Origin of the sequence: Streptacidiphilus jiangxiensis, from assembly GCF_900109465.1 — a bacterium.
Lineage (GTDB): Bacteria > Actinomycetota > Actinomycetes > Streptomycetales > Streptomycetaceae > Streptacidiphilus > Streptacidiphilus jiangxiensis.
This window is the reverse complement of record NZ_FOAZ01000017.1, coordinates 1-20,286: the sequence shown is the minus strand read 5'-3', so window position 1 is coordinate 20,286 and position 20,286 is coordinate 1. Positions and strand designations below refer to the sequence as shown.

Below are 20,286 nucleotides of genomic sequence, written 5' to 3'. Positions count from 1 at the left end.
CGGACGCGCGGACCGGCGCGAGCTTGATCCATCGGCGGGCGGTCGTCATGATGCGTCGTCGAATCAGTCCCTGACCATGGATCGGACCCGCATCGTGCCCGCTCTGCTCCGCCGACTGCTCGGCCTGTTCACCTGGGCGCGGCTGCTGGTGCTGGTCCTTGCCGGTGTCGCCGCCGGCCTCGGGGCATGGTCACTCACCACCGAGGGACTGGAGACCTACTACGCCGCCGGGGTCCGCAGCATGGCGGCCGACTGGCACAACTTCTTCTACGGCGCCTTCGACCTGCGCGGCACGATGACGCTCGACAAGCTGCCCGGGGCGCTGTGGGTCCAGGCGTTGTCGGTGCGGGCGTTCGGGTACTCGGTGTGGGCGATGGTGCTGCCGCAGGTCGTCGAGACCGGGCTGACGGTGCTGGTGCTCTACCGGGCGGTCCGCCGGATCGCGGGCACCGCGGCCGGGCTGATCGCCGCCGCCCTGTTCGCGGTGACGCCGGTGGTCGTCTCCTCGACCCGGGGCAACCTCCCCGAGCCGCTCTACCTGCTCTGCCTGGTCCTGGCGGCGGACGCGGTCCTGCGGGCGGTCACCCGGAACCGGCGCCGGTCCGTGCTGATGGCGGCGTTCTGGATCGCGGTCGCCTTCCAGGCCAAGATGGCCGAGGCGTGGCTCGTGCTGCCCGCACTCGCCGTGGCCCTGCTGGTCGGCCTGCGTCCCGGCGAGCGTTCCGACCCGGGTTCGGACCCGGGTTCCGAGCCGGCATCCGACCCGCGCCCCGGACGGCGTCGCGGACTGCTGTGGACAGGTGTGCTCGGGCTGCTGGCGACGGGCCTGTCGCTGGTGTGGGTGGTGGCGGTCACCCTCACCCCCGCCGCGTCACGGCCGGTCGTGGACGGCAGCACGCACAACTCCGAGTTCGAGCAGGTCTTCCTGTACAACGGGGTGAGCCGCTTCGACGACAACGACCTCTTCGGGTTGGCGCCGCTGGCAACGCCGACCGCGCACGCGCGGGAGGCCGCGCAGCAGCGGGCGGACGATCCGGGGTACCAGGAGGCCGGACTCACCTCCTACGGTTCGTCACCGTCCTGGCACCGCCTCTTCGTGGGCCTGCTCGCCCCGGACTGCGCCTGGCTCTGGCCGCTGACCGTCGCGGGCGCCGCCCTGCTGCTGCGGCGTCGACCGGCCTCCTGGCGGCGCCTGCGCAAGCAGTCCGGCCGGCGTCCGGACCCGGTGCGGGCGGCGGCCTGGCTGTGGGTGGTCTGGCTCGGCACCTACGGCGCGGTGTTCAGCGCGAGCCATCTCATGCACGACTACTACGTCAGCGTGCTGATACCTCCGCTCGCCGCGCTCGCCGGGACGGGTCTGGCGCGGTTGTGGTCGGCCGCGCGCATCGGCGGCCGGCGGGCCACGTGGTTGCTCGGGTCGGCACTGGTGGTGGAGGCCGGTTGGTGCGCGGCGCTGCTGGCCGGTCACGGCGAGGCCGCTGCCGGGGCGGCGGTGGGTGTCGTCGGCGCGGCCGCGGGGGCGGGGGCCGTCGTGCTGTTCCGCTCCGGGGCCGTTCGTTCCGGCCAGGGCGGCCGAAGTCGGCTGCGGGTGACCGGCGGGGTGGTCACCGCGACGGCGATGGGCCTGGCCCTGGTCGCCGGGCCGGTCGTCGCGGACGTCTGGCTGCTCGAGCGCTCCGGGGGAGCCTTCGACACCCCGCTCGCCGCCACCGGCACGCTGGTCCGGCCGACCCCGGCGGCGGCCGCGGCACGCGGGCGGATCAGGGGCTACGGCGGTGGCGTGCAGGCGTCGTTCACGGCGGCCCGCTGGCAACTGCTGCTGGCCAGAGGGCGCGTGTACCACGACGCGGAGTCCAGGCGGCACACCCGGATCCTGGTCTTCGCCTCGTCGGTGGCCGCCGGCTACGTCATGGGCGGCGTCGCCGAGCTCGAGCCGGTCGGCGGTTTCACCGGTGACGTCCCCTTCCCGACCGTCGACACGATCGGGTCGGAGATGCACGCCGGGCAGATCTCCTTCGCCGTCGTTCCCGACAAGAACATGCTGCTCGGCGCCGACCCCCGGGTCCAGCTGGTCGAGGCCGTCTGCCGGCCCCTCACGGACGACGGTGCCGTGGCGGTGTACGACTGCCGGTGAGGCGAGGCGGCCTCCCCGCCCGCGTGTGTCACTCGAAGGCTCCGGGCCGCCGCAGCCGCCCGCAGCAGGAACGACGGAGCTACCGGAGGCCGGCCGGTCGTCCATGCGCGCGATCCTCGACGCGATGGCGGCGCGGCGTCAGGGACGGCCGAGGGCCCGGTAGGTCCAGCCGGCGGCGCGCCAGGTGTCCGCATCGAGGCCGGCTCCGGGGCGATCCGGGCGCCCGTCGACGATCTGCGGCCTGGCGGCGACGGCGCCGACCTGGCGCGGGTCCAGGGCCCGGAACTCCTGCCACTCCGTCAGATGGAGCACCACCTCCGCGTCGCGCGCCGCGTCCACGGGGTCGAGCGCGTAGCCCAGCTCCGGGCGGAGCTTGCGGGCGTTGTCGGCGGCCTTGGGGTCGAAGACGGTGACCTCGGCGCCGAGGCGGTGCAGTCGCATGGCGACATCGAGGGCGGGGGAGTCGCGGATGTCGTCGGAGTCGGGCTTGAAGGCCGCTCCCCACACCGCGACGCGGCGTCCGGCGACGTCGCCCCCGCACAACTCGCGGGCCAGGTCCACGACGCGTTCGCGGCGGCGCAGGTTGATCGCGTCGACGTCGCGCAGGAAGGACAGGGCCTCGCCCACGCCCAGCTCCTCGGCGCGAGCCGCGAAGCCGCGGATGTCCTTGGGGAGGCAGCCGCCGCCGAAGCCCACCCCGGCGCGCAGGAACCGCCCGCCGATGCGGCCGTCGTGGGCCAGGGAGGCTGCCAACTGCGTGACGTCCGCGCCGCTGGCCTCGCAGATCTCGGCCATGGCGTTGATGAAGGAGATCTTGGTGGCGAGGAAGGCGTTCGCGGCGGTCTTGACCAGCTCCGCCGTGGCGAAGTCGGTGACCACCAGCGGTGTCCGCGCGTCCAGCAGCGGCGCGTAGACCTCGCGGAGCAGCTGCTCGGCCAGCTCCTGGTCGGCCCGGGGGGCGTCCCGGTCGATGCCGAGGACCAGCCGGTCGGGGCGGAGCGAGTCCTCGACGGCGAACCCCTCGCGCAGGAACTCCGGGTTCCAGGCGAGCCGGGCCGCGCTGCCCGCGGGGGCGAGCTCGGCCAGCCGGGCGGCCAGGCGCGCGGCCGTGCCGACCGGGACGGTCGACTTGCCGACCACCAGGGCGGGGCCTTCGAGCCAGGGGGCGAGCGACTCGATCACGGCGTCGACGTGGCGCAGGTCGACCTTGTGGCTGTCCGCCTGCTGCGGGGTGCCGACGCAGGAGAAGTGCACCTGCCCGAAGCGCGCGGCCTCCTGGTAGGAGGTGGTGAAGCGCAGCTGCCCGCTCGCCACGTGCTTCGCCAACAGCTCGGCCAGGCCGGGTTCGTAGAACGGCACCCGGCCGGCCTGGAGCGCGGCCACCTTGTCCGGTTCGACGTCGACGCCGAGCACCTGGTGGCCCAGCTCGGCCATGCAGACCGCATGGGTGGCTCCGAGGTAGCCGGTGCCGATCACGGTGATGCGCATTCCGGGGCCTCTCAGGGCTTGGAGTAGATCTGGTAGGTGCCCGGTCCCTGGGAGGTGGTGAAGGGCAGGGAGGCGATGAGGCGGTAGGTGCCGTCGGTGGTGATCGCCTGGCGGATCACCGCGTCCATGGCCGGCGTGGACTTGCCGTCCAGGAGGATCAGGTCGAACCAGCCGTCGGCGACGGCGTGCCGGTACCCGTCGGCGCCCTGGTACACCCGCCCGTGGGCGTCGCGGTAGCTGTAGCCGGTGCCGTAGGTGGAGGTCCACTGGTTCGCCTTCGTCGCACCGTGGAGGTAGTACACGGGGACCTCCCGGGTCTCGGCGAGGTACCGGCCGGTGGGGCTGGTGTGTCGGCCCAGGACCTGGACCATCTGCGTGGAGTCGGGCCAGCTGGTGAACCGCGCGGTCGACTGGGACAGGCCCAGTGCCAGCATCACCACCCAGACCAGGATGCCGAGTTGGGGCTGGCGGAAGTGGGCTCCCATCAACCGCGTGATGCCGATGCCGGCCATGGGTGCGGCGAACAGCAGGCCGAACCCGATGTGCTTGTGCAGCGACGTCGAGGTGTGCAGGTGGATCTGGTACGCCGGGGCCAGCAGCGCGGTCCCGCACAGCAGCAGCGCCAGGGCGGCGCGCCAACGGCGGGTGCTGCGCACGGCGGTGACGTCGACCGCCTCGTGCATGCGCTCGCGCACGATGTACGCGAGGGCGCCCCCGCAGGCGACGGCGAACATCAGTCCGCCCCACTGCGCCGACTCCGACAGCAGCTTGGCGGCGCTGTCGGTGCCCTGGACGCGGGAGGTCGTGGTGGTCTGCAGGCCCGCCGTCATGTGGCCGAACACCATGGCGGCGCCGAGCAGGCCGCCCGTGCCGAGCGCCAGCAGCAGGCCGCGCACCAGGGCCTGGGCACGGCCCCGGTAGGGCCAGCCGACCAGGACGGCCAGCAGCACGAGGGTGGGCAGGTACAGCCCGGCCGCGTACTTGACGGCCACCGCGAGGGCGGCGACGGGCGCGGCGAGCAGCACCGCGAGCGGCGTCGCGCGGTTGGTGCGCACCACGATCCAGGCGCTGAGGGCGAGCAGGAAGATGGCGGGCGCGTCGTAGGTCGCGAAGAAGCCGAGGGTGATCGTGGACTGCAGGACCGTGAAGAAGGCGGCCGCGCACAGGGCCACGCGCTCGTTGAACAGCCGGCGGCTCAGCGCGTAGAGCAGGACGGTGGCGCCCAGCATGAACAGCAGGCTGAGCAGGCGGGCCCCGGTCAGGCCGAAGACGCTGTCGGCCGCGGCGCCCAGGACCGGGTAGAGCCAGGGCGAGCCGGAGAAGTAGCCGGAGTAGTCGATCGGCAGGGGGGTGCCGTGGAGCAGGTGGTCGAGCTCCTGGTGGCCGGCGAACAGGTACAGCGCCTCGTCCTGGAACGCGGTGTTGTGCAGTCGCAGGGACAGCATGGCCTGGACCACGAGCACGCTCAGCAGCAGCATCCGGCCGATCCAGGAGCGGCGCCTGCCGCCCGCGACGGACCAGCCGGTCTCCGGGACCTCCGGGATCTCGTACTCGGGCTCCGGGGCGAACGCGGGGTCGAAGGCGGGGTCGAACTCGGGCACCGGAGCCGGTGCGAAGTGCTCGTAGACCTCGTAGCCGAGCTGCTGGGGCGCCTCGGCGTCGTCGCCGCCGAACCAGTAGAACTCCTCGGGCGTCGTCCCGTCCGGTGTTCCGGGCCCGGGCCCCTGCGCGGGGACGGACCGGTAGGTCTGGACGTCGTAGAACTCTTGGTCCATCACGGCTTCCGAACGTCGAATCCGAACAGGTCCGCGGCGGCGCGCTTCCTGTACTCGGCGAGGGCGTGGGGAGTGGACTGGATGCGCCAGTCGGCCCGCTTGGGGACGTTGAACCAGATGAAGCCGACCACGTCGGCGTGGGCGGCGACGCCGTCGAAGAGGTCGTCGACGTCGGTCTGGCGGCGCGGGCCCAGCTGGGAGGCGGTCTCGGCGATGACGAACGGCCGCCTGGTGAACTGCCGGACCTGACGCATGGTCGGTCCGAAGAGCTGGTCGAACGTGTTCTGCCCGGTGACCGTGTAGTAGCCGATCATGCCCACCCAGTCGACGTAGGCGTCGCCCGGGTAGTAGGGCTTGAGCGCGATCGAGGGCACAGGGTTGATCACGTTCGGGCTCCAGGCCCAGATCACGTTGGTCGCCCCGGCCTGCTCGAAGAGGTCGTGGATGTGGCGCCAGGCCTTCACGAAGTCCTCGGGCGTGGCCTTCGTCATGCCCCAGGCGTACCAGTTGCCGTTCATCTCGTGCCCGAAACTGATCGCGAGGGGCAGGTTGAGCGCCCGGACGCTGCGCGCGAACGACGTGACGTAGGCGTCCGAAGCCCCCGAGGCGATCGAGGCGAGGGACGGCTCGAAGGGCTCCCAGGCCATGTACGGCAGGCCGCCGTCGTCGTAGATGCGCCGTACGCCCTGGGCGTCGAAGCCGTCGCCGAAGGAGGCGTAGTACTCGACGAGGTCGGGGCGCTTGCCGATCGCCCTCGAGTAGGCGTCGTACTCCGTCATCGACTTCGGCACCGTGGCCAGGGCCACGCCGAGGTACTTGCGGCTCGGCTTGATCAGCGGTGTCACGTCGTAGGGCGTGCTCGGCGCCGCCGCGGCGGCGGAGGCGGCGCCCGCGTCCGCCTGGCCGCCCGAGGAGTCGTGCCGGCTGCTGCCGCAGCCCGCGAGGACGAGCACGAGGCAGAGCACGGCGACGGCCGCGGACCGGATCCGGACCGTTGTGTGGCGGGGTGTCATGCGGCATCCAGGGAGCGAGGCTGCACCAGGGCGCGTCCCACGACGACCGCGTAGAACAGGCCGGAGGACAGCACCAGGGCGAAATCGATGGGGGTCATGGTGAACATGCGCCAGAGGGCGGTGGCGACCCAGACCACCGCGGTGCCGCCGCTCCAGGCGTACAGGCCGATCCAGAAGCGTCGGGTCTTGTTCTTCTTCGCGCCGTTGGACCCGGTGGGCTGCCAGCCCATCCGCTTGCGGCGGACGATGTCCCAGATCGCGAAGACGTGCGCCCAGCCGTACATGAGCCGGGCGGACCAGGCCTCCAGGCGGTACGGGTTGCGGTGCCACAGCGGGAAGACCAGCGTCGTGTAGACCAGGCTCGGGATGACCAGGGCCATGTTGTCGATCCGCAGCTTGTCCGGCATGACGACCAGCAGGAAGATCGGGATGACGGGCGACGCGAAGGTGAACAGCGCCGTGTGGATGTAGTAGAAGAAGCCCGACATGTAGCAGAGCCGACTGCTGAAGCGCAGCTTCGCCTTCCAGAACTTCGCGCTCCCGAGCAGGCTCATCGAGCCCGAGCACCAGCGGTACTGCTGGTTGAAGAACGCGCCCGCGGTGTCCGGGCAGACGCCCGTGGACAGCGCCACCGGCACGTAGGCCAGGTCCCAGCCCAGACCGCGCAGGTCGAAGCCGGTGTGCACGTCCTCGGAGTGCTCGATCAGCGTGGTGCCGCCGTTCTCCGCGAGCGCCGCACGCCGGTAGACGGCGCAGCTGCCGACGCAGATGGCGCCGTCGTGCCGCTGACGGGAGACCTGGACCGACCGGTAGAAGAGCTCCTGGACGGCGCCGGCACCGCGCTCGATCCAGTTCTGCGAGTCCAGGATCCGGAAGAACTGCGGCGACTGCACGATGCCGACGCGGGGGTCGTCGGCCATGTACGGGACGAGCTCCTCCAGCAGGTCCGGCCTCGGCGCGAAGTCGGCGTCCAGGATGAGGATGTACTCGCCGTCCGACTGCTCGAAGCCGAAGTGCAGGTTGCCGGCCTTCTTGAACCAGCCGCGGTTGGGGCGGGTGCCGTAGACGAAGCCGAAGTCGCGCGCCATCGCGGCCAGCGCCGGGCTCGCGGAGTCGTCCAGGACGTACGGGGTGACCGTCCCGGGGTAGCGGTCGCGCAGCCGCGCCACGTGTGTCCAGGTGTTGTGCAGGACCTCGATCGGCTCGCCGCAGACGGGGAGGAAGACGTCGACGGTCGGGTACACCTGCGGGCGCCACGCCCGGACCTTCGCCCGGTGCGCCTTCAGGTCGAAGTCGCGAGTGAAGCCGTTGACCCGCAGCGAGATCAGGTAGTAGACGACCGTGAACACCAGGAACGGCAGGTAGAGCCAGAGCCAGCGGGTCGAGCGCGCCAGGGCGACCTGACTGACCACCAGGCAGCTGAAGCTGACCACCGAGCACAGGGTGAGGATCCACAGCCGACGCGCGGTGTACGCGTACTTCTCCCGGTCGGTGGGCGGCTGCGGCAGCAGGCCTTCCTCGACGGTCCGCCGGGGTACGGCTGCGGTTGCCGTCGAGCGCCGACCGCGCCGGCGGTGCGACGTCCGTGCCCCTGACCTGCGGTCGCTCGAAGGAACGCGCGTGACGCTCACAAGGAACCCTTCCCTGACATCTCCGTCGTCCTGATCCGGTCGGATTCAGGCGACGAAGAGCAACCAGAGTCATGGAGCGTACAAGAGCACAGTGTGAAGATCAGATGGAGAAGTCGCCACGAAGTGGTGTGAAGTGGACATCCTAAACAGTTGGAATTCAAACTGTTATCAAACTTTGCGATACCCCCCTGGGTATGCCTATCCTCGATGCAGGCGATACCCATGGGGGTATCCGAATGCCTCATTCGAGGAGGAGATGGCATGAGCGTGGTCGAGGTCAGGCCCCCGCGTCCGGACTCGGCGCCGTCGCGTGCGGGCCTGCTGGGCCGGATCGGCTCCGCGGCCGCGCGGCGGTTCCGGGTGACCCTGGTGCTGTGGCTGGTGGTCATCGCCGGCCTCGGCGCCCTGGCGCCCAAGGCGATGACGGACCTGGCCGGGGCGGGCTGGCAGGCCGACGGCTCGGCGTCGGTGCAGGTGCGCGACCTGGCGCAGCGGCACTTCGGCGGCGCCGCCTCCTCCGCCCTGCAGGTGGTCGTGCACACCGACAGGGGGACGGTGGACGACCCGGCCGCGCGGTCGGTGATCGCCGAGGCGACGGCCCTGCTGAGCGCCGACCACCGCGTCGCGGGTGTCGTCGCCCCGCAGCCCGGCGCCACCGTCAGCAAGGACGGGCGCACCGCGATCCTGCTGGCCGGGGCGAGGGCCGACACCAACGACATGGTGCGCGCCGCCGACGACCTGAAGGCCCCGCTGGCAGCCCTGTCCGGGCACGGGGTGACCGTCTCCGCGACCGGCTCCTCGGTGCTGTGGAGCGACTTCAACGAGGCCAACCACAACGCCATGCTGCACTCGGAGATCATGAGCTGGCCGGTGACCATGGCCATCCTGGTCCTGGCGTTCGGCTCGATGGTCGCGGCCGGGCTGCCGCTGCTGCTCACCATCTCCGGGCTGGCCTCCGCCGCCGGCGCGCTGGTGCTGCTCAACCACCTCACACCGGTGTCGATCTGGGCCATGAACTTCGCGATGATGTTCGCGCTCGCCCTCGGCATCGACTACGCGCTCTTCCTCGTGGTGCGCTTCCGCGCGGCCCTGGCCAGGCGCGGCGACGCCGTGGAGGCCGTCGCGGAGACCATGGACACCGCCGGCAAGGCCGTGGCGCTGTCCGGGGCGACCGTGCTGGTCAGCCTTTCCGCGGTGATGCTCGTCCCGGTCCCGGCGTTCCGCTCGATGGCCGCCGGCATCATGCTGGCCGTCGCCTTCGTGCTGGCCGCGACGCTCACCCTGCTCCCGGCGATCCTCGGCAGGCTCGGCCGCAAGGTCGACAACGGCCGCCTGCCGTGGGCCCGCAAGGCCGCGGAGTCGGAGACCGAGGAGGCCGACGGCTCGCCGCGCTTCGCCTCCTGGGGCGAGCGGCTGTGGAGGCACCCGCTGCGTTACGGCCTGCCGGCCCTGGTGGTCCTGCTCGCCCTGGCCGCGCCGCTGATCGGCCTGCGCACCGCCATGCCGTCGATCACCGTCGTCCCGCCGGACGCCTCGGCGCGCGTCGGGTACACGGCGGTCCAGGCGGCCTTCGGTCCCGGGATGCCCGGCACACTGCAGATCGTCGCCCCGGCCGCCGAGGCCGACGCCGTCCGCGCCGCCGCCGGCGCGACACCCGGCATCGCCGCCGTCACCCCCGCGCAGTCCGCGACCGACGGCTCCGGCCTGGTGATGGTGCAGGCCGTCCCGACGGTCGACCCGTCCAGCAAGGCGCTGGGCGCGACCGTCGACCACCTGCGCGCCGCCCTGCCGGAGCACGCGCTCGTCGGCGGGGCCGCGGTGGAGAACCTCGACCTGCAGTCCGCGCTGGACGCCAGGACGCCGTTGGTGATCGGCGTCGTCCTGGGTCTCGGCTTCGTGCTGCTGCTGTTGGCGCTGCGCGCTCCGCTGGCAGCCCTGGCGGGCACGCTCACCAGCCTGCTGTCCACGGCCGCCGCGTTCGGCGTCGCCCGCCTGGTGTTCCAGGACGGCCACGGCTCCGGGTTGCTGGGGTTCACCCCGCAGGGCTTCCTGGATGGCTGGGCACCGGTGTTCTTCTTCGCGATGATCTTCGCGATCGCCATGGACTACACGGTCTTCCTGCTCGCGGCCGCCAAGGAGCACTTCGAGCTCACCGGAGACCCGCACCGGGCGGTGACCGGCGCGCTGCGGCACTCCGGCCGGGTGATCTTCGCGGCGGCGGGCGTCATGGTCGCGGTGTTCTTCACCTTCGCCCTGTCCGGCCCACTGCCGCCCAAGGAGATGGGCGTCATCCTCGGTGTCGCGGTCTTCCTGGACGCCGCCCTGATCCGTCTGGTGCTGCTCCCGGTCCTGCTCCGCCTGCTGGGTCGTTCGGCCTGGGCCTGCCCGCGCGGGCTGGCCCGACTGCTGCCGGACATCCGCTTCTCGCACTGAGTCAGGAGCCCGGAGCCTGCCGCGCGCGGTAGGCGGCGGCCGCAGCCGTGAGGAAGGAGCGGACCAGGGGACGGTCGTCGCCGGCGTTGGCGGCGACGACCACGCGGCTCGGCGGCATGTCGGTCAACGGCACGACGACGAGTTCCGGCGGCAGGTCGTGGCCGAGCGGGGTCAGGCCGACGGTGCCGTTCCACAGCACCGCCTGGAGGCACTCCTGCACGGCGCGCACCGTCGGCCCCTCGCGCCGCTCGCCGCCGTTCCAGTAGGACCGCCACCACTCGTCCGTCCCGTCCGGGAACTGGAACCAGCGGCGATCGGCGAGATCGGCGAGTCGCAACTCGGCGCGGCGGGCGAGCGGATCGTCGGCGCGCAGGACGGCGCCGACGGGGTCGGCGCGCAACTGGTGGACCGTCAGACCGGTCTCGTCGAAGGGTGCTCGGGTGAGCGCGACGTCGACCAGGCCGGCCCGCAGCCCGCAGGTCGGGTCGGTGAGGTCGGTCTCCCGGATCCGGACCTCGACGCCCGGGTGGCCGGCGCGGTAGGCGGTGGCCAGACGGAGCGCGTCGCGGTCGTTGCTGTCGCCCAGCAGGCCGACGGTGACGGTCGCGGCACCGGCCGCCGCGGCGACCCGGACCCGGATCTGCTCGATCCGGTCCAGCAGGAGCCGGGCCTCGACCAGCAGCGTCTCCCCGGCCGGAGTGAGTGCGACGCCCGCGGGGGAGCGCCGGAACAGCGTCGCCCCGAGATCGCTCTCGAGCCGCCGGATCGCGCGGCTGAGGGGCGGCTGGCTCATGTGCAGGCGGGTCGCGGCCCGGCCGAAGTGGAGCTCCTCGGCGACGGCGACGAAGTAGCGCAGCGTGCGTACCTCCATGAGCTGGGATGATACCCGCGCGGTATCGGGCCGTCCGAACCGGTCCTGGACGCGGGCGGAGGCGCGGTCGTGGAATCGGAGCATGAGTGACGAGCTACTGCCCAACGAACGGTTGGTCGACGGACCGCTGCCCGACCCGGCCGTGCAGACCTGCGGCGCCGAGGAGGTGGCCCCCGATCTTCTGGTGATCCCCAACCGGCGGGTCCCCCTCGTGCCCAACATCGGCATCATCGGCGGCAGGGACGCCGTCCTGGTCGTCGAGACCGGCATGGGCACCGCCAACGCCGAGCAGGTCCTGTCGTTGGCCGCCGAGGTCGCCGGAGGGCGCCGCCTCTACCTGACCACCACGCACTTCCACCCCGAGCACGCCTTCGGCGCCCAGGTCTTCGACGGTGCCGCCACGTATCTCGTCAACCGGGCGCAGGCCACCGACCTGAGCACCAAGGGCCCCGGCTACCTGGAGATGTTCCGCTCCTTCGGCGGAGCGGTCGCGACGCGCCTCGACGACGTCCGGGTGCCCCGGCCGGACGAGGTGTACGACGGCGTACGCGAGCTGGACCTGGGCGACCGCACCGTGCTGCTCCGGCCCACCGGCCGCGGCCACACCCTGGGTGACCAGGTGGTCGAGGTGCCGGACGCGGGCGTGCTGTTCACCGGCGACCTGGCCGAGACCGGACAGTTCGCGATCTTCCCCTGGTTCCCGCCCCACGACACGGACGTCTCGGGGTTGGGCTGGGCGGACGTGATGGACCGCCTGGCCGCGGCCGGGCCGAGGATCGTGGTGCCCGGCCACGGCGACGTCGGCGGTCCGCAGGTGCTTGCCGACGTCGCCGCCTACCTGCGCGAGCTGCGCGAGGAGACCTGGCGGCGCCGCGACTCGGCGATGGGGGAGGCGGAGATCGCGGCGGAGGTCAAGGCGTTGCTGATCGAACGGCACCCGGAGTGGACCGGTCGGGAATGGATCGCCCCCGGCGTCGCCTGCCTGTGTGCCGAGCACGCATGACGGTGGCCGAAGCCCCGCCGTGACCCCTGCCGGAGCGCCACCCACGCTTTGCTAGCGTGTTTCTGACGTGGACTTGGAACAGGCGTACGGGCGGGGGCACGTGTGGGTCAGATAGCCCAGGCGTTCGAGAGGGCGGCGCGCAGGGTCGGCAAGGGCCTGGCGGAGGACTTCTCGAACGCCTACCACGGCATCCTGAAGGACACCGAGCACAAGGCCGGCCAGGTCGCCGAGCACGCCGCCGAGAACGAGGCGCGCACCGCCGCGGATCTCGCCAAGGCCGCGGAGAAGGACGCGCACGCGCCGCACGTCGGCGAGCCGCACGGTGGTGACCACGGAGGCGTGCCCGGCCCGAGGGACGGCGGGCGCGGCCGGGGGCCGTCCGGCCGACCCGGACGGGGTCGCGATCAGGTCAAGGACCCGCACGAGGCGGGCCGTGGACCGTTCACCATCTGCGAGGGCGGCGAGCCGGTCGACATGGCGACCGGGCGGATGTTCATGAACCAGGTGGACGTGGAACTGCCCGCCGCCATGCCGCTGGAGTTCACCCGCTCCTTCGAGTCCGGTTATCAGGCGGGGACCTGGATGGGCCCGCGCTGGATCTGCCCGTTCGACGAGCGCCTGGAGCTCGACGACGAGGGCGTCGTCCACCTTGCCGCCGACCGCACCGCACAGGCCTACCCGCATCCCGAGCCCGGCGACCCGGTCCAGTCGCCCGCGGGGACGGCCATCCGCGAGCTCGCCGTCGACGTGCACACCGGCCGCTACACGCTGACGGACCGCTCCGAGGGGACGGTCCGGGAGTTCACCCCGTTCGCGGGGACTCCGGAAGCGCTGCTCACCTGCGTTCGCGACGGCCAGGGCGGGCGGATCGACCTCGCCTACGACCAGGACGGCGCCCCCTCGTCGATCAGCCACTCCGGCGGCTACCGACTGCTGGCGACCGTCGACAGCGGTCGGATCACGGCGCTCCGTCTGGCGGGTGCGGGCGAGGACGGGCACGACCAGCTGCTGGTGCGCTACGGCTACCAGGACGGACACCTGGTCACGGTGTACGACTCGGCGGGCCGGGCCACGCGCTACGTCAACGACGCGGCCGGCCGGGTGGTCTCGTGGCGCGACCGCGCCGGGACCGAGTACCGCTACGTCTACGACGAGTCGGGCCGCGTCGTGGACGAGAGTGGCCCGGAGGGCCTGCTGCGCTTCCGGTTCGAGTACGGGGACGTCGATCCCGCCACGGGGTCGCGGACGCACTGCGAGATCGACGCCTACGGCAACACCACGCGCTTCGAGGTCAACGACCGGGCCCAGATCACCGCGCGGACGGATGCGCTGGGCCACACCACCCGCTTCGAACGTGACGACCACGACCGCCTGTTGTCCCAGACGGACCCCCTCGGCCGGACCACCCGCTACGCCTACGACGGCGCCGGGGACCTGGTCTCCGTCACCGGGCCGGACGGCCGGGTGTCGACCCTGTCCTACGCGGGCGACCTCAGCGTCCCGACGGAGATCGTGTATCCCGGCGGTGCGGCCTGGCGGCAGGAGTTCGACGACTCCGGCCGCCGTATCTCGCTCACCGACCCCGCCGGCGGCGTCACCCGCTACGGCTGGGACGACAACGGCCACCTCGCCTCGAGCACCGACGCCCTCGGGCACACCACCCGCCTCGACTGCGACGCGGCAGGCCTGCCGGTCGCCGTGACGGACCCGACCGGGGCGGTCATCCGGTACGAACGCGACGCCTTCGGCCGGGTCACCGCCGAGACCGACCCGCTGGGCACCACCGTCCGCTACACCTGGGACACCGAAGGTCGTCTGACGACACGTCGGACCGGAGCGGGGCCCGTCGAGACCTTCGCCTACGACGACGAGGGCAACCTGCTCGTCTACACCGACCAACTCGGCCAGGTCAGCTCCTTCGAGTACGGACCCTTCTCGGTGCTCACGGCGCGCACCTCGGCCGACGGCTCCCGCCTGGCGTTCGACTACGACGCCAACCTCAGGCTCACCCGCGTCACCGACGCCCTCGGCCGGCAGTGGACCTACAGCTACGACGCGGCCGGAAGGCTGGTGGGCGAGCGTGACTTCCAGGGCCGGGCCGTCCGCTACCTCCTGGACGGCGCCGGACAGACGGTCACCGTCACCAACGCCCTCGGCCAGGAGATCCACTACGGGTACGACCAGGTGGGCAACACCGTCCTGCGCGACGCCGCGGGCCGGATCACGACCTTCGCCTATGACGCCGCAGGGAACCTGGTCCGCGCCACCAACCCCGACGCCGACCTGGTGCGAACCGTGGACGACCTCGGCAACGTCCTGTCGGAGTCGGTCAACGGACGCACCGTCAGCTGTACCTGGGACGCGTTGGGGCAGCGGCTGACGCGGACCACCCCGGCCGGCCACGCCAGTTCCTGGGCCTACGACCCGGCAGGGCAGGCGACCGCCCTCTGCACACCGCTCGGCCGGATCGACTTCGTCCACGACATCGCCGGCCGCGAACGGCGCCGCACCGTCGCGGGACGGCTCGTGCTCGAGAGCAGCTGGGACGAACGCCATCGGCTCCTCGGCGAGGTGCTGCGCTCCGACGTGCCGGGGGAGTCGCGCGTCCTCAACGAACGCTCCTACCGGTACCGGGACGACGGCCGGCTCACCGCCGTCAGCGACAGTCTGTCGGGCCCGCGAGCCTTCGACCTCGACCGGCTCGGCCGGGTCACCTCGGTCCGCGCCGCGACCTGGACCGAGTCCTACGCCTACGACGCGGCCGGGAACCTCACCTCCGCCGACTGGCCCGCCACGGAGCGGGGCAGGGCCGCCGTGGGGCAACGCACCTATCAGGACGGCCTGCTGACCGGAGCGGGGCGGGTCCGGTACGAGTACGACGCCGTCGGGCGCATCACCGTACGCCGGGTCACCAGGCTGTCCCGCAAGCCCGACACCTGGCAGTACACCTGGGACGCCGAGGACCACCTCGTCCAGGTGACCACGCCCGACGGGGCCTGCTGGCGCTACCGGTACGACCCGTTCGGCCGTCGCATCGCCAAGCAGCGGCTGAGCGCCGACGGCTCGGCCGTCGAGGAGCAGACCGACTTCACCTGGGACGGCCACATCCTGGCCGAGCAGACCACGCGGGCCGCCTACCTGCCCGGCCCCTACACGCTCACCTGGGACCACAACGGCGCGCAGCCCGTCTCCCAGAGCGAGACCATCACCCGGGCCCCGGCCCCGGGCACCCGGGAGGAGACCGACCGGGACGAGACCGACCGCCGGTTCTTCGCCATCGTCACCGATCTCGTCGGCACCCCGACCGAGCTGGTCGACCCGGCGACCGGAACCGTCGCCTGGCGCACGACGCCCACCCTGTGGGGCCACACCACCTGGCCCGCCACCAGCGCCACCTACACCCCGCTGCGCTTCCCCGGCCAGTACTACGACCCGGAGACGCACCTCCACTACAACGTCCTGCGCTACTACGACCCCGAGACGGCGCGCTACACCAGTCCCGATCCGCTCGGTCTGGCCCCCTCGCCGAACCCGGACGCCTACGTCCCCAACCCGCACAGCAGCAGCGACCCTCTCGGGCTCAGCGCCGTCGACGAGAGCGACCCCAGCTGGGGCGGGCGGGTCGTGTACAAGAAGCTCGACCGGCTCGGCCGCGCCCGCGGCGTGGAGGCGCTGTTGTCGTCGGACATGATGGGCGGCAAGACCGATCCGAAGGTCGATCCGGCCGGGTGGGTCACCGGCCAGGGCTACAACCGCGCCCACCTGCTCGGCGCACAGCTGGGAGGGTCGAACAAGGACCCCCGCAACTTCGTGACGATGCACCAGTACGCCAACACACCGGTGATGCGCGACCTCGAGGGCCAGGTGCGCAAGGCCGTCGACAACGGAGAGATCATCAGGTACCGGGTGACGCCCGTCTACAGTGGCAGGAGCCTGCTTCCCAAGGGCGTGACGATCGAGGCCTACGGCAACAAGGGCTTCAAGTTCCAACCCAAGGGCTCCGTGGGTGGCACCAACGTGATCAGCATCTGCAACAAGAAGCGGAAGTAGGAAGCAGCAGCCATGCACGAAGCCGTCGAGCAGCTCGCCCAGCTCCTCCAGGGATCCCGCCGGAACCGGGCCGAGGACCGGGCCGTGGACTGGGCCGGGGTCGAGAGCACGCTCGGGACGGCGCTGCCCGGCGACTACAAGGAGTTCGTCGAGCACGTCGGAGGCGGGTACCTCGACGGCTACCTGTACCTCCTGGAGCCGGACTGCCCCAACGAGAACTACGACCTCGCGGAGTCGACGGAGGAGCGCACCGAGGCCTTCGACTACCTGTGGGACAGCGCCGAGGACCGCCCCGCCGAGCTCGGGGACCCCGGCGCCCGCCTGATCCCGTTCGCCTCGACCGACAACGGCGAGTTCCTCTACTGGCTGGCCCGGCCCGAGCAGGACCCCGACGCCTGGACCGTGATGGTCAACGAGGCCCGCGGCGAGTGGTGGGAGCGTTTCGACCTCGGGTTCGCGCCGCTCCTGCTCGGCCTCCTCCGCGGCGGGATCCGCTCCGAGATCCTCACCGACGACTTCCCCACCACGCCGCACACCTTCGAGCCGTTCGACCGGCCCGTCTAGCCTCCCGGCTACTCCGCGTGGGCGGCGACCACGCTCCATGCGCCGGCCGACGTGTCGTCCAGCCGCAGGCCGAAAGCGAAGGTGAGCGGCCGGCGCTTGCGCGCGTCACCGCGGAGCACCTGCTCGGTCCGGCGGTCGACCTCGTAGTAGACGCCCTCCGCGTCGACCGTGACACGGAAGACGATCGGGTCGCGTGAGACCAGCGAGTGGACCTTGACCGACGTGATGACCGCGTCACGCATGACGGTCCGGTGGGCCGTGCGCACGGACGTGAAGTCCAGGCTGCCGTCGTTCATGACCCACTCCTCGAGGAACCGCTCGACGGCGACCTCGAGAACCGACCGGTCGAACCGGCCGTCGAGCACGCTCAGGTCGCCGACGGCGGCGTCGGCGTCCGTGCTCCACGAGATGTTGGTGAGCGACAGGAGGTCGCCCGCGCCCCTGGCCGCGCTCCTTCCGGCCACCTCGAGGACCGCCTCCCGGGCGACCTCCTTCTGGTCCCAGCCGTCCGTCTCGATGGCGCTGGTCAGGTGGTGCGCTCCCTCGGCCGCCTGCTCCACCGACGACACGATCCACTCGCCGACCGGGTTCTTGCGCAGCGTCCAGTACTCGACCGGGCTCGTCGAGCCGTCCTTGCGCAAGGAGTCCCCGCCCCAGGTGCGGCGGACGACGTCGTTGAGCGTGGCCGTGATCCGGAAGGTGACGGTGTCGTTCACCTCACCCGCACGGTTCGCGACGTCGACCAGCTCGACGACGGGGCCGGACAGGATCTCCACGACGTTGACCTCGCCGCGCGACTCGTAGTCGCGCAGCTCGTCGGCCCACTTGCCGTAGAGCACCGGGGAGAGGATCTGCTGCAGCGTGGCGTGGTCGCGTGCCGTCCAGGCACGCTGGGCCGTCGTGTACAGCCAGACGGCACGGCGCTCCAGCGCGGCGCGGTCGAAGGTCGCGTCCGTGTCGGCGATGGCGTCGACCCGTGCTCCGACCTGGGCGGCGCGTTCGCGCGCCTGGGTGTCCGAGCGGTGCGCGGTGCGGTCCGACACGGTGTTCAGGCCGGCCGTCTGCGCCGCCTTCCGGCGCCGGGACCTCAGCCACAGGATCAACAGGACCACGGCGACGAGCACCAGCAAGGGGAGGAGCCCACCGCCACCGGCCCCGAAGCCGCTGCCGAAACCGAACCCGAAGCCATGGCCGAAGCCGCCGATGCCGTGGCCGAAGCCGCCGCTCGACCCGTGGGAGCCACCGCTGTGGCTGCTCCCACCGCCATGGAACCCGTGGCTGCCGCCTCCGCCACGGGCGTGGGCGACCGTCGGGCTGCTCAGCGCGACGACTCCCGCGACCACACTTATCCACCGACGGGCACGCACCGGGCCTCCCCCAGGAAAACAGAGATGTTCCAGGCCAGCCTACAAGCCGGGCGGCCAGGGGAGTCCGCCCGGAACGCTGGGGCCTTCGCCACTGTTCAGTCGCGTCACCGCTTGCTATGGTCCAGCGGCCTGGACCCGCTCGATTGGTCTAGCCCAATGCTCTCCCTGTTCGCCGCACCGCCCCTTGTCCGCGGATCTGCCTGACAGGAGAACCCCATCCCATGAAAGCCATCCGATTCATCGCCGCCGCAGCACTCGCGTTAGTCGGCGCGCTGCCGCTGGCCGTCGGCACGCCGGAACCGGCAGCCGCAGTGGGAGCGGCGGCGCTGCCGGCTGTGGTCCCCCAGCCGGCCTCGGAGGCGGCGGGCTCCGGTGGGGCCTTCACCTTCGACACGAACACGTCGATCACCGTCACCACGCCGGCGACCGACGTCGCGGGGGTGGCGGCCGCTCTCGCGGGGCTCGCCCGCCCGTCGACCGGGCTGGCGCTGCCGGTCGTCTCCGGCGGAAACACGGCGGCGGACTCGATCGTCCTCGACGCGACCGGGCCGTCCTCGCTCGGCCCGGAGGGTTACACGCTGAGCAGCACGTCCAAGTCGGTCGTCGTCACGGCGAACACCGCAGCCGGCCTCTTCCACGGCGTGCAGACCCTGCGGCAGCTCCTGCCGGCGCAGATCGAGTCCACGACGGTTCAGGCGGGAGTGAGTTGGACCGTCCCGTCGGTGACGGTCCAGGACAGCCCGCGCTACGCCTACCGCGGGATCATGATCGACACGGCGCGCCACTTCTACCCGGTCGCGGCCGTCGAGCGCGTCATCGACCAGGCCGCGATGTACAAGCTGAACGTGCTGCACCTGCACATGACCGATGACCAGGGCTGGCGCATCGCCATCAACGCCTATCCGGACCTGACCACGATCGGGAGCAACATCCCGGTGGCCTCCGGGGCCGTCGACGGCGGGCCCGGCTTCTACACCCAGGCCGACTACAAGGCCATCGTCGCCTACGCGGCGGCCCGGTACATCGCGGTGGTGCCGGAGGTCGACGGCCCCGCGCACACCGGGGCCGCGGTCACGTCCATGGCCACCGGCAAGGACCCCGCCGACATCCCGATCGACCCGAACAACTCCGCCGACGACGCCGACGTCCAGACCTTCCTGGACAAGGTCACGGCCGAGATCGCCCCCATGAGCAGCAGCGGCTACTTCCACATAGGCGGCGACGAGTTCTCGGGCACCGCGGCGCAGTACCGGGCGTGGGTGTCGAGCGCGGCCGGTGCCGTCGCCTCGTCCGGCAGGACCCCCGTCGGATGGAACGAGATGGGCCAGGACACCACCATCCCGACCAACTCCGTACTCGAGTACTGGGCGGGCGACAACACCGGTGTCGCCACCGGCCTGGAACGCGGGGAGAAGCTCATCGAAGCCCCCGCGCCCCACGCCTACTTCGACATGAAGTACGACGCGAACACACCCCTGGGCCTGACCTGGGCCGGGTACGTGCCGCTCTCCAAGGCGTACGGCTGGGATCCGTCGGCGGCGACCACCGCGCTGGAGTCCGCCGCCGGCATCCCCGCGGGAACGGTTCCCGGCGACCCGACCATCGGCGTGGAGGGCGCGCTCTGGGCCGACTCCGTCCCGGCGTCGTACACGACCGGCCAGATCGAGGGCTACGCGGACTTCATGCTCCTGCCCCGTCTGCCCGCGCTGGCCGAGGAGGGCTGGTCCCCGGCATCGGTGCTGACCGGGTCGACCGCCTGGACCGACTTCGCCTCGCGGATCGCCGTCCAAGGACCGCGCTGGGACGTCCTCGGGTACGGCTACTACCGCACGCCCGAGGTGACCTGGCCGGCCCGACCGATCCAGCTGGTGGACCACTGGACGATGGACGGTGTCTCGGGTTCGACGGTGGCCGACTCGGTGGCCGGTGGGTACAGCGGTACGGTCACCGGGACGAC

At 72.0% G+C, this 20,286-nt stretch carries 12 protein-coding genes; 6 read left to right on the top strand and 6 right to left on the bottom strand.

Annotation, left to right across the window (positions count from 1 at the left end):
* Positions 1–76: 76 nt before the first annotated feature.
* Positions 77–2,134 (top strand): ArnT family glycosyltransferase, encoded by a 2,058-nt coding sequence (locus tag BMY61_RS28360; RefSeq protein WP_052438371.1) that lies wholly within the window; start codon positions 77–79, stop codon positions 2,132–2,134.
* A 138-nt stretch (positions 2,135–2,272) separates the two neighbouring features.
* On the opposite strand, the gene BMY61_RS28355 is transcribed toward BMY61_RS28360, so the two are convergent.
* Genes BMY61_RS28355 through BMY61_RS28340 form a run of 4 tightly spaced genes read right to left on the bottom strand, consistent with a single transcriptional unit; the run spans position 2,273 to position 7,822 of the window.
* On the bottom strand, positions 2,273–3,622 hold the full coding sequence (locus tag BMY61_RS28355; RefSeq protein WP_042443351.1) for a UDP-glucose dehydrogenase family protein: 1,350 nt from the start codon (positions 3,620–3,622) through the stop codon (positions 2,273–2,275).
* An 11-nt stretch (positions 3,623–3,633) separates the two neighbouring features.
* On the bottom strand, positions 3,634–5,397 hold the full coding sequence (locus BMY61_RS28350) for an ArnT family glycosyltransferase (RefSeq protein ID WP_082014773.1): 1,764 nt from the start codon (positions 5,395–5,397) through the stop codon (positions 3,634–3,636).
* Complete coding sequence (locus tag BMY61_RS28345) at positions 5,397–6,410, bottom strand: glycoside hydrolase family 26 protein (RefSeq protein WP_042443353.1); 1,014 nt, start codon at positions 6,408–6,410, stop codon at positions 5,397–5,399. The genes BMY61_RS28350 and BMY61_RS28345 overlap by 1 nt, the downstream gene beginning before the upstream one ends.
* Positions 6,407–7,822, bottom strand: coding sequence for a glycosyltransferase family 2 protein (locus tag BMY61_RS28340; protein ID WP_042443555.1), 1,416 nt, complete (start codon positions 7,820–7,822; stop codon positions 6,407–6,409). Before BMY61_RS28340 ends, BMY61_RS28345 begins: the two co-directional genes overlap by 4 nt.
* 480 nt (positions 7,823–8,302) lie before the next feature.
* Here BMY61_RS28340 and BMY61_RS28335 point away from each other — a divergent pair, with 480 nt between their 5' ends.
* Positions 8,303–10,474, top strand: coding sequence for an MMPL family transporter (locus BMY61_RS28335; RefSeq protein WP_042443355.1), 2,172 nt, complete (start codon positions 8,303–8,305; stop codon positions 10,472–10,474).
* A 1-nt stretch (position 10,475) separates the two neighbouring features.
* On the opposite strand, the gene BMY61_RS28330 is transcribed toward BMY61_RS28335, so the two are convergent.
* Entirely contained in the window at positions 10,476–11,345 is an 870-nt protein-coding gene (locus BMY61_RS28330) for a LysR family transcriptional regulator (RefSeq protein ID WP_042443358.1), read from the bottom strand.
* Between the two features lie 82 nt (positions 11,346–11,427).
* On the opposite strand from BMY61_RS28330, the gene BMY61_RS28325 reads away from it, so the two are divergent.
* The 3 genes from BMY61_RS28325 (at position 11,428) to BMY61_RS28315 (ending at position 16,962) form a co-directional block, all read left to right on the top strand.
* On the top strand, positions 11,428–12,348 hold the full coding sequence (locus tag BMY61_RS28325; RefSeq protein ID WP_042443360.1) for an MBL fold metallo-hydrolase: 921 nt from the start codon (positions 11,428–11,430) through the stop codon (positions 12,346–12,348).
* A gap of 102 nt (positions 12,349–12,450) precedes the next feature.
* Positions 12,451–16,398 (top strand): DNA/RNA non-specific endonuclease, encoded by a 3,948-nt coding sequence (locus BMY61_RS28320; RefSeq protein WP_052438372.1) that lies wholly within the window; start codon positions 12,451–12,453, stop codon positions 16,396–16,398.
* Positions 16,399–16,410: 12 nt separating this feature from the next.
* Positions 16,411–16,962 carry an SMI1/KNR4 family protein gene (locus tag BMY61_RS28315; protein WP_042443363.1) on the top strand — a complete coding sequence of 184 codons (552 nt, stop codon included), beginning with the start codon at positions 16,411–16,413 and terminating at the stop codon, positions 16,960–16,962.
* 8 nt (positions 16,963–16,970) lie between these two features.
* Here the strand turns inward: BMY61_RS28315 and BMY61_RS28310 are convergent, their stop codons facing one another.
* Positions 16,971–18,329: a Tim44 domain-containing protein gene (locus BMY61_RS28310; RefSeq protein ID WP_236655880.1), complete on the bottom strand. Its 1,359-nt coding sequence runs from the start codon at positions 18,327–18,329 to the stop codon at positions 16,971–16,973.
* Positions 18,330–18,550: 221 nt separating this feature from the next.
* On the opposite strand from BMY61_RS28310, the gene BMY61_RS28305 reads away from it, so the two are divergent.
* A partial coding sequence (locus BMY61_RS28305) for a beta-N-acetylhexosaminidase (protein WP_075004098.1) occupies positions 18,551–20,286 on the top strand: 1,736 nt, incomplete at its 3' end.

Coding starts and splice junctions, on each gene's coding strand:
- BMY61_RS28350 (WP_082014773.1), bottom strand. CDS start 5,397: ATGGACCAAGAGTTCTACGACGTCCAGACCTACCGGTCCGTCCCCGCG.
- BMY61_RS28330 (WP_042443358.1), bottom strand. CDS start 11,345: ATGGAGGTACGCACGCTGCGCTACTTCGTCGCCGTCGCCGAGGAGCTC.
- BMY61_RS28355 (WP_042443351.1), bottom strand. CDS start 3,622: ATGCGCATCACCGTGATCGGCACCGGCTACCTCGGAGCCACCCATGCG.
- BMY61_RS28345 (WP_042443353.1), bottom strand. CDS start 6,410: ATGACACCCCGCCACACAACGGTCCGGATCCGGTCCGCGGCCGTCGCC.
- BMY61_RS28335 (WP_042443355.1), top strand. CDS start 8,303: ATGAGCGTGGTCGAGGTCAGGCCCCCGCGTCCGGACTCGGCGCCGTCG.
- BMY61_RS28325 (WP_042443360.1), top strand. CDS start 11,428: ATGAGTGACGAGCTACTGCCCAACGAACGGTTGGTCGACGGACCGCTG.
- BMY61_RS28360 (WP_052438371.1), top strand. CDS start 77: ATGGATCGGACCCGCATCGTGCCCGCTCTGCTCCGCCGACTGCTCGGC.
- BMY61_RS28315 (WP_042443363.1), top strand. CDS start 16,411: ATGCACGAAGCCGTCGAGCAGCTCGCCCAGCTCCTCCAGGGATCCCGC.